Consider the following 9,899-nt stretch of genomic DNA (forward strand, 5'->3'; position numbering starts at 1 on the left):
GCCTGGTTCGCCGGCTCGGCAGTCATCACGCCGCACCCCCGTGCCCACGCCCTGTACGCCGACAAGCCCCGTGGCTTCGGCGACCGCCCGCCCCGTCGTGACGACGACCGCCCCGCCCGCCCCTACGGCGAGCGCAACGCCGACGACCGTGGCCCGCGCCGCGAAGGCGAGCGTCCGGCCACCGATCGCCCGCCGCGCCACGAACGCAAGCAATGGACTGGCGAACCGCGTCCCGCGCCGCAACCCTCGCCGCTCCGCGACGACGGTTCGATCCGTCTCTCCAAGCGCATGACCGAGCTGGGCCTGTGCTCCCGCCGCGAGGCCGACGAGTACATCGAGAAGGGCTGGGTGCGCGTGGATGGCCGGGTGGTGAGCGAGCTGGGTTCGCGGGTGCATCCGGGCCAGGTGGTCGAACTCGACCGCCGCGGCCAGACCGCCCAGGACAGCCGGGTGACGATCCTCCTCAACAAGCCGGTGGGCTACGTCTCCGGTCAGGCCGAAGACGGCTACGAGCCGGCCAGCGTGCTGATCACCGCCGAGAACCGCTGGGCCGAAGACCCGTCGGAGAACCGTTACCTGCACAGCCATCACCGGGGCCTGGCGCCCGCCGGCCGGCTCGACATCGACTCCATCGGCCTGCTGGTGTTCACCCAGGACGGGCGGATCGCCCGGGCGCTGATCGGCGACGATTCGAGCATCGAGAAGGAATACCACGTGCGCGTCGAAGGCACGCTGTCGGACGAGGGCCTCAAGCTGCTCAACCACGGCCTGTCCCTCGATGGCGAGGCCTTGCGCCCCGCCAAGGTCAGCTGGCTGAATGAAGACCAGCTGCGCTTCGTGCTGCGCGAAGGCAAGAAGCGCCAGATCCGCCGGATGTGCGAACTTGTCGGCCTGAAGGTCGTCGGACTCAAGCGGGTGCGCATCGGCCGGGTGATGCTGGGCCATCTGCCGCCGGGCCAATGGCGCTACCTCGGTGCCGACGAACTGTTCTAGAATACCCACATCGCATCAAACCCCCATGAAACCATGTGCGTTCCTCCGGCAGGCAGTCTGCTCGCTCCTATTCGGCCTGGCCGCGGCAGGCGCCTGCGCCGAGGACAAGCTCTACGAGGGCATGCTGCTGCCCGAGGATTTCGCCGGGCCGATCACCGTCACCGTCGAACTGCGCGACCTTCACGGCGTGCTGGTTGGCCGGGTCAAGGCCAGCCCGCCGATCTCGGCGGTCGGGCAGATCAGTTCCGGCGAGATGATGGGCGACAAGTGCGACTTCACCGTGCCATTCACCTCATCGATGGTGCTGCGTTTCGTGGGAACCTGCTCCACGAGCATGTTCGAGGGCCGCTACACCCAGGCCGGCCGGCGGGACGCCAGCTCCCGGGGCACCTTCCGGCTGATGCGCAAGGAGCCCGACAAGGAAGAAGACACCCGCGAGGCTCTGCGCACGCCGGTCCCCACGGGTTCGCTCACCGAGTGCATCACCGCCAACACGCGCTGCCTCGGCGCCTGCCCCAAGGGCGACTACAACACCGAGTTCCTGTGCTCGAACCGCTGCCGTACCAAATACAAGGCCTGCAAGAAGGCGGTCAGCCCATAACGGGCAAGGCCGGCGCACTCACCCGGAAACTAAATTCATCGTCGCGCAGTCCGTCAATCCTGGCTATAACCATCTTGGCAACATGGGAGGCGTAGTGGTCGACGAACACAACGAAATCCTGTTCTGCGCCGAGGATGAAAGCCGTGCTCCCGTCCAGCCCGGCTGGAAGGTACTGATCGTCGACGACGAAGACGATGTCCATCAGGCCACGGTGTTCGCGATGCGCAACCTGCCCATCGCCGGCCGGCCCCTCGATTTCCTCCACGCCCACAGCGCCGCCGAAGCCCGCCGCATCCTCGCCGCCCACACCGACATCGCGGTGGTCCTCCTCGACGTGGTAATGGAAGAGGTCAACGCCGGGCTTGAGCTCGTCCGCCACATCCGCGACGAACTCGGCCAGCAGGAGATCCGCATCATCCTGCGCACTGGCCAGCCGGGCTACGCGCCCGAGATGGAAGTCGTCCGCGACTACGACATCAACGACTACAAGACCAAGTCCGAACTCACCCGCATCAAGCTCTACACCACGCTCACCGCGGCGATCCGTTCTTACAGCCAGCTTCACATCATCTCGGCGAGCCGCCGGGGCCTCGACCTCATCGTCCAGGGCAGCGCCCGCCTGATGGCCGAGCGGGGCATCAGCGATTTCGCCGCCGGCGTCATCACCCAGATCACCGGCCTGCTCGGCCTGCCAACCGAGGGTCTGATCATCACCCGCCGCCAGAACAGCGGGCCGGTCGATGCAGCCAGCCTGCGGGTGGTGGCCGCCGCCGGGCGCTACCTGGGCCTGCTCAACCAGCCCCTCGACCAGCTCGAGGATGGCGAGGTGCGCGGTATGCTCATCAAGAGCCTGGCCGACGAGACCAGCCTCTTCAACGGCACGCGCACCGTGCTGCTCTTCGGCGGCCGCTCCGGCATGATGATGGCGGCCTACATCGACACCGTAACGCCGCTCGCCGACACCGACCAGCAGCTCATCGACGTGTTCTGCACCAACATGGCGGTGTGCCTCGACAACCTCGACCTGCTCGCCCAGCTCAACGCGTCGGCCTTCGTCGACCCGCAGCTGCGCCTGCCCAACCGCACCCGGCTGGTCCAGGAGATCGACCACCGCCGGCGCCAGGGCGGCGACGAACTGCTCATCCTGCTCAACCTCGACCACTTCTCCGAGACCAACGAAGCCCTCGGCCACCCCTACGGCGACCGCATCCTGCGCGCCGTGGCCGACCGGCTGGTGGAACACTGCGCCCGCCAGATCATGGTCGCCCGCGTGCACGGCGACACCTTCGGCCTGCTCGGCCCCCGCGCGCTGCTCAATCCCGAGGCCATCGCAGGGCTGTTCCAGGAGCCCTTCGAGATAGATCTCACCGAGCAGATGATCTCCGCCAGCCAGGGCTGCGTGATGCTGGCCGAAGTGCCCGGCGACGGCGCCGACACCCTCAAGAACGCCACCATCGCCCTCAAGCGCGCCAAGGCCAGCGGGCTCGGCAGCTACTGCTTCTACGACCGCGAGATGGGCACCGAGGTGCAGGAGCGCGTGCGCCTGCTGCGCAACCTGCGTAGCGCCGTCCAGCACGACCGCCTGTTCCTGTGCTTCCAGCCCCAGGTGAATCTTGCCGATGGCCGCATCGTCGGTGCCGAGGCGCTGCTGCGCTGGAAGGCCGAGAGCGGCGAGCTGATTCCGCCCGACCGCTTCATCGCCATCGCCGAATACTCCGGGCTGATCGTGGACATCGGTCAGTGGGTGCTGCGCAACGCCTGCCACCGGCAGGTGGCCCTCGCCGAGGCGGGCTTCGCCGGCTTCCGGATGGCGGTGAATGTCTCCCTCGCCCAGTTCCGCCACCCGCGCTTCATCCAGACGCTCCAGGGCGCCATCGCCGACACCGGCATCAATCCTGCGCTGCTCGAACTCGAGATCACCGAATCCATGGCGATGCTGGAGCCCGACTACATCACCGGCGTCATCCGCGAGGTGAAGGCGCTGGGCGTGAGCGTGGCGGTGGATGATTTCGGCACCGGCTTCTCGTCCCTGTCCTACCTCCAGCAGCTGGATGTGGACCGGCTGAAGATCGACCGGGGCTTCATCCGCGCCATGCAGGCTACCGGCGGCACCGGCGGAAGCATCGCCCAGACCGTCATCCAGCTCGGCCGCAACCTCGGCCTGAGCGTGATCGCCGAAGGCGTAGAGACCGTCGCCCAGGCCGACGCGCTGCACCAACTCGGCTGCGACGAGGCTCAGGGCTTCCTCTTCGCCAGGCCGATGGAAAGCACCGAACTCGCCGCCTGGCTCGCCGGGCTGCGCGACGGCTACCCGCTCCCCTACTGAGGTACGCCCAGTGCTCATCCTGCTGATCCGTGTCGCCGCCGGGCTCGTCCTCCTCGGCGGCCTGCTGCCGACGGCAGTGGCCGACAACATCGTGCGCCTCGCCGCCATCGAGCGGGAACCCTACGCCGGCGCCACCCTGCCCGACCAGGGCTACGTGCCCGAAGTCGCCCGGGCCGCCTTCGCCCGCAGCGGGTATCAGGTCCAGACCAGCTTCTACCCCCCCGACCGGGCCCGCCACATGGCCGAATCCGGCGAGGTGGACGGCTGGATGCCGGTTCATGCCGACCCAGCCCTGAAAGCCGAATACCTTTTCTCCGCACCGCTGCCCGGCGACCAGCTGGGGCTGCTCAAGCGCAAGGATTCCCCGATCCGTCTGCCCGCCGATGCCGCCCGCCGTCCGGCCGCCGCCCTCGAAGCCCTGGCCGACCGGCGCTTCGGAATCACCCGCGGCAGCCTCTCCGGCGCAGCAGCGGCCGCCGTCGCCCCGCTGCGCACCGAGCGGGTCGCCCTCGATCTGCAGAACCTCGACAAGCTCGCCAATGGCCGGATTGATCTGGTGCTGATCGACAAGTACCTCGCCGCCGACCTGATGGCCCTGCAGCGCCCCCAGTACATCGGCAAGCTGGAATTCCTGTCGCCGGTGCTGTTTCCCAGCAGTTTCCACCTGGCCTTTCCCGTCAGCAGCCCTCGCCACGCCGAATTGCAGCAGGCCTTCGACGCCGGCCTCAAGGCCCTCGAGAAGGACGGCAGCCTGGGCCGCATCCTCGCCCGCCACGGGCTCTCGGTACCTGCCAGCCCCAAGGGCAAAGGCGTCCGCATCACCATCGGCACCGTCAACAACCCGGACATGCAGATCATGCAGCGCCTGTCCCGGCAGTTTGAAAAGACGCATCCCGGGATCGAGCTCGAATGGCGCGTGCTCGAAGAAAACATCCTGCGCCGCCGCACCCTCAGCGACCTCGCCATCGCCGACGGCCAGTTCGACGTGATCACCATCGGCCCCAACGAAGCCCAGACCTGGCGCAACGGCTGGCTCACCCCGATCACCGGCCTGCCAGCCAGCTACGACCTCGACGACATCCTGCCCAACGTCCGCCAGCAGCTCACCGTGGGCGACACCCTCTACGCCCTGCCCTTCTACGCCGAGAGCTCGATGACCTACTACCGGGCCGATCTCTTCCGCCAGGCCGGGCTGGTGATGCCGGCGCGGCCCACCATCAAGGATATCCAGCGGTTCGCCCGCCAGCTCCACCACCCCGAGCAACAGCAGTACGGCATCTGCCTGCGCGGCCGCCCCGGCTGGGGCGAGAACATGGCCACCGTCAGCACCCTGGCCAACACCTTTGGGGGCCGCTGGTTCCGGCCCGACTGGACGCCCGAGATCGACTCGCCCGAATGGATCAGGGCCGTCGACTGGTATCTCGACACCCTCCGCAACTACGGCCCGCCCAACCCGGAGCGCAACGGCTTCAACGAAAACCTGCGGCTCTTCGCCGACGGGCGCTGCGCCATCTGGATCGACGCCACCGTGGCCGCCGGCAGCCTCTACAACCCGAAGGAATCGAAGGTCGCCGGGGTGCTGGGCTATGCCCCGGCGCCGGTGGCGGTCACGGTGCGGGGCGCCCACTGGCTGTGGACCTGGGCGCTGGCGATCCCCGCCTCCACCACCAAGCAGCAGGCGGCGCTGGCGTTCATCACCTGGGCCACGTCAAAGGATTACATCCGCCTGGTTGCCGCCGACCAGGGCTGGGTTTCCGCGCCACCGGGCACCCGCAGCTCCACCTACCAGAACCCGGCCTACAAGGCCGCCGCACCGTTCTCCGGCTTCGTGCTCGACGCCCTCTCCACCGCCGACCCGCGCAACCCGACCCTGCGGGCAGTGCCTTACACCGGCATCCAGGTGCTGTCGATCCCCGAATTTCCGGCCATCGGCAACGCCGTGGGCCAGGAGATCGCCCAGGCCCTCACCGGCGGCCAGAGCGCAGCGCAGACGATGCACCGGGCCCAGGCCCGCACAGTGAAGCAGATGCGGGATTCCGGCTACCTGCCCTGACCAGGCCGCAGCCCCCCGCCAGCACTCAGGCCGCCGGGCGCTCGGGGGCCGACAGGGGGATCGCCACACGAAACTCTGCCCCCCGCCCCGGCTCGCTCACCACGTCAATGGTGCCGCCCAGCAACCCCATCACGATGTTGCGGGCGATGTGCAGCCCCAGGCCCGACCCGCCCTGCCCCATCTTCGTCGTGACGAAGGGCTCGAACAAGCGCCGACGCACCTCCGGCGCAATCCCCACGCCGTCATCCCGCAGCACCAGCAATAGCTGACCATCGCCCCGCGGGTGCGCGCTGATCGTCACACAGCCCGACGTCCGCCCGACGAAGGCGTGAGTCAGCGCGTTGAGCACCAGATTGGTCAGCACCTGCCCGAGGGGGCCAGGGTAGCTGTCCATGCTCACCTCGGCCAGATCGGTCTCGATGCGGTAAGGCGTATGGTTGAAGCGTGGCCGGACCATGATCAGCACCTCGTCCACCACCTCCACCAGGCTGAACTGCCGGCGCATGTCGGTCGTCTGATCCACCGCCAGCTGCTTGAGGCCACGCACCAGATCGGCCGCCTTGGTCACGTTGCGTTGAAGGATGTCCTGCCCCTGCCGGGCTTCAACCAGATGCTGATCCAGGTCGGAGCGGCGCAGGGTGTTGGACGCCACCCGTCGCTCCATCTCGGCAAGCTGATCCTCCAGCGTCGTCACCACCGTGATCGCGTTGCCGAGGGGCGTGTTGAGTTCATGGGCGACGCCCGCCACCAGGCTGCCGAGCGAAGCCAGCTTCTCCGCCTCGATCAGCCCGCTCTGGGTGCTCTTGAGCGCCTCCATCGCGCCGCGCAGATCGTCATTGGCTTTCGACAGCGCCTCGGTTCGCTCGGCCACCCGCTGCTCCAGCAGGGCCGACTGGGCGGTGAGCTCCCGGTTCTTGGCGTGCAGATCCTCGAAGGCACCCAGCAGCGCCACCCGCATGTTCTCCAGCGCGCGGGCCACGCCGCCCAGCTCGTCGTCGCGCAACGGGCGGATCTCGCCGCCCAGGTCTCCCGTCGAAAGCCGGCCCGCCGCCGCAGCCAGCGCCTCCATCGGCAGCAGCAGCCGGCGCTGCAGAAACGCCATGATGAGCATGCCGCCCAGCACCAGCATCGAAATGGTGATCAGCATCGTCCGCCGCACCGCATCCGCAGCCACCTCGAGGTAGGGCGCGGCGCTCATCGTCACCACCACCTTGCCGATCACCTCGCCGTTGGCGTCGATGTCCACCTCGCTGCGCATCACCGCGGCGGCATCGGCCGCCCCCGCCCCCACGTACTCGACAAACGGCTGGCTGCCCGCCCGGTCGAACACCACCACCGAGACGATCCGCCGGTCATCGGCCGCCAGCGACCGGACGATGCCCTCGGCGCTCTCCCGGGCGTAATCCCACAACTGCCCCTGCATCGTCAGGGCCAGCACGCGGGTCGTGCGGGCCAGATCCCGGGCCAGATCGGCGCGCGCCCGCTCCTCGCCCAGGAAACGCTCGATGGCAAAGGTGGTCGCCCCGGCGGCCACCAGCCCCAGCAGCACCGCCAGCAGGGTGATCCAGCGCACCCGGGCCAGCAGCAGCCGTCCGCCCTGATGCAGCCTGGTCCGGTTATCCAATGGGGTCTGACTCATGATTTATCCACTTATCCTGAGCCGGCGAGACTAGCACGACCGGCCCCCGGGCGAACCACCGCGGCGGCCCATTCCAAGCAGGAAGCTCATGATATAGTTCGAGGTTTTCCCGAATCCGCCAGGGCCACGATCATGGAAGCAGAACGTCTCAACGCCATCTCCAACAAGCTCGCCGACCTGAAGGCCCGGGAGCTCGAACTTCGGAGGTATCTTTGACTACGACAACAAGGCTGAAAAGCTGATCGAAGTCAGCAAGCAACTCGAAGATCCCGACATCTGGAACGACGCCGCCCGGGCCCAGGAGCTCGGCAAGGAAAAGAAAGCCCTCGAAGGCGTGGTGCTGACCCTCGACAAGATCGAGCAGGGCATTGCCGACGGCAAGGATCTGTTCGAACTCGCGTCCATGGAAGACGACGAGGACACCATGCAGGCCGTCGAGGCCGACGTGGCCACCGTCGAAGCCAGCGTGGGCGAGCTCGAGTTCCGCCGCATGTTCAACAACCCGATGGACGGCAACGCCTGCTTCATCGAAATCCAGGCCGGCGCCGGCGGCACCGAGGCCCAGGACTGGGCTGGCATGCTCGAACGCATGTACCTGCGCTACTGCGAACGCAAGGGCTTCCAGGTCGAGCTGCTCGAAGAGTCCGAAGGCGAAGTGGCCGGCATCAAGAGCGCCACCATCAAGGTCGGCGGCGAATACGCCTACGGCTTCCTGCGCACCGAGACCGGCATCCACCGCCTCGTCCGCAAGAGCCCGTTCGACTCCAACGCCCGCCGCCACACCAGCTTCACCTCGGTGTTCGTGTTCCCGGAAGTCGACGATTCCATCGAGATCGAGATCAACCCGGCCGACGTGCGTACCGACACCTACCGCGCGTCCGGCGCCGGCGGTCAGCACATCAACAAGACCGACTCGGCGGTGCGACTCACCCACATCCCGTCGGGCATCGTCGTGCAGTGCCAGAACGACCGCTCCCAGCACCGCAACAAGGACGAAGCCTGGTCCATGCTGCGCGCGCGCCTCTACGAGCTCGAGCTGCGCAAGCGCCAGAGCGAGCAGCAGAAGCTCGAAGACGCCAAGAGCGACATCGGCTGGGGCCACCAGATCCGTTCCTACGTGCTGGACCAGTCCCGCATCAAGGATCTGCGCACCAACTACGAAGTGGGCAACACCCAGGGCGTGCTCGACGGCGACCTGGACGGCTTCATCCAGGCCAGCCTCAAGCAGGGCGTGTAAGCCCGCTGGGGGACGCGGGGCGACGGCCATGCGCCGGCGCCCCGCGCAGCTGCCCGCCAGTCGATCCCGATCTGGGTTCCCTCACCCTTTAACCGCCTTCCATCGCCATGTTCCGTCTTCTTGCCTGGCTCGGCACCTTCATCGTGCTGCTGGTGGCCGCCACGATCTTTCTCGTCAGCCGGGCCCTTGAAGACCAGCCGCTGGTCACCGCCAGCGACGAAGTCTCGGCCGCTTCAATCTCCCGCGCCCGGGACATCCTGCGCCGCAACGACCCACGCCGGCTCGCCCCCAACACCACCCGCGACGTGCGCCTCGCCGGCAGCGATCTCGAAGCCCTGCTCAACTTTGCCGCCCGCCGCGGCATCCCCGGCGCCGCCAGCCTCGACCTGCGCCAGGGCGGCGCCGACGTGCGCTACACCGCCACCCTGCCGCGCCTGCTGGCCGATCTCGGCGTCGGCCGCTTCTTGAACGTCGAAGCCAGCCTCGGCGCCAGCGGCGGCAGCCAGATCGACATCGAACAGGTGCACATCGGCCGCATTCCGCTGCCCGGCGCGCTGTTCGAGGCGCTGCTGGCCCAGTACATCCGCCACACCGATCTAGCGCCCGAAGTCGCGTTGCTCAAAAAGACCATCTCGAAGGTCGCCATCACCCCGGCCGACGTCACGGTCACCTACGTCTGGCAACCCGAGCTCCTCGACTCCGCCCGCAACCTGGCCCTGAGCCCGGCGGACCAGCAGCGCCTCGCCACCGCCCAGCGGCTGTTCGTCGACACCCTCGGCCACACCGCGCCGGGCAGCCGCAAGGTCGCCCTGGCCGACGTGCTCGGCCCGCTGCTCCAGCAGGCCGGCCAGCAGCTCGGCGCCGACCGCGCCCAGGCCTACCGCGACGTGCTGCTGGTGGCCGCCCTGCATCTATCCGGCCGCAACATCGCCGTGCTCATCCCCGACGCCGCCCGCTGGCCCAAGCCCCGGCCGGTCACCCTCGCCCTGCGCGAGCGGGGCGATCTCGCCCAGCACTTCGTGATCTCCGCCGCCATCGCCGCCCAGGCCG

7 protein-coding genes are annotated in these 9,899 nt (G+C 68.3%); 6 read left to right on the forward strand and 1 reads right to left on the reverse strand.

Annotation, left to right across the window (positions count from 1 at the left end):
* The 4 genes from QQK25_RS21120 to QQK25_RS21135 all read left to right on the forward strand — a co-directional run.
* The coding region (locus QQK25_RS21120; RefSeq protein WP_284189737.1) for a pseudouridine synthase at positions 1-993 on the forward strand (993 nt) is incomplete at its 5' end.
* Between the two features lie 25 nt (positions 994-1,018).
* The gene (locus QQK25_RS21125; protein ID WP_284189738.1) at positions 1,019-1,594 is read left to right on the forward strand and encodes a hypothetical protein; all 576 of its coding nucleotides are present in this window, start codon (positions 1,019-1,021) and stop codon (positions 1,592-1,594) included.
* A 94-nt stretch (positions 1,595-1,688) separates the two neighbouring features.
* Complete coding sequence (locus tag QQK25_RS21130; RefSeq protein WP_284189739.1) at positions 1,689-3,920, forward strand: GGDEF/EAL domain-containing response regulator; 2,232 nt, start codon at positions 1,689-1,691, stop codon at positions 3,918-3,920.
* Between the two features lie 10 nt (positions 3,921-3,930).
* The gene (locus QQK25_RS21135; RefSeq protein ID WP_284189740.1) at positions 3,931-5,973 is read left to right on the forward strand and encodes an extracellular solute-binding protein; all 2,043 of its coding nucleotides are present in this window, start codon (positions 3,931-3,933) and stop codon (positions 5,971-5,973) included.
* A gap of 25 nt (positions 5,974-5,998) precedes the next feature.
* On the opposite strand, the gene QQK25_RS21140 is transcribed toward QQK25_RS21135, so the two are convergent.
* Positions 5,999-7,612, reverse strand: coding sequence for a sensor histidine kinase (locus QQK25_RS21140; RefSeq protein WP_284189741.1), 1,614 nt, complete (start codon positions 7,610-7,612; stop codon positions 5,999-6,001).
* A 132-nt stretch (positions 7,613-7,744) separates the two neighbouring features.
* On the opposite strand from QQK25_RS21140, the gene prfB reads away from it, so the two are divergent.
* Positions 7,745-8,849, forward strand: a protein-coding gene (gene prfB, locus QQK25_RS21145; protein WP_153159853.1) for a peptide chain release factor 2 whose coding sequence is annotated in 2 segments (ribosomal slippage) — positions 7,745-7,825 and positions 7,827-8,849 — 1,104 coding nt in all. Because the reading frame shifts where the segments join, the coding sequence is not laid out codon by codon here.
* A gap of 107 nt (positions 8,850-8,956) precedes the next feature.
* The coding region (locus QQK25_RS21150) for a hypothetical protein (protein WP_284189742.1) at positions 8,957-9,899 on the forward strand (943 nt) is incomplete at its 3' end.

The sequence above is a fragment of the Zoogloea oryzae genome (assembly GCF_030161255.1).
Taxonomy (GTDB): domain Bacteria; phylum Pseudomonadota; class Gammaproteobacteria; order Burkholderiales; family Rhodocyclaceae; genus Zoogloea; species Zoogloea oryzae.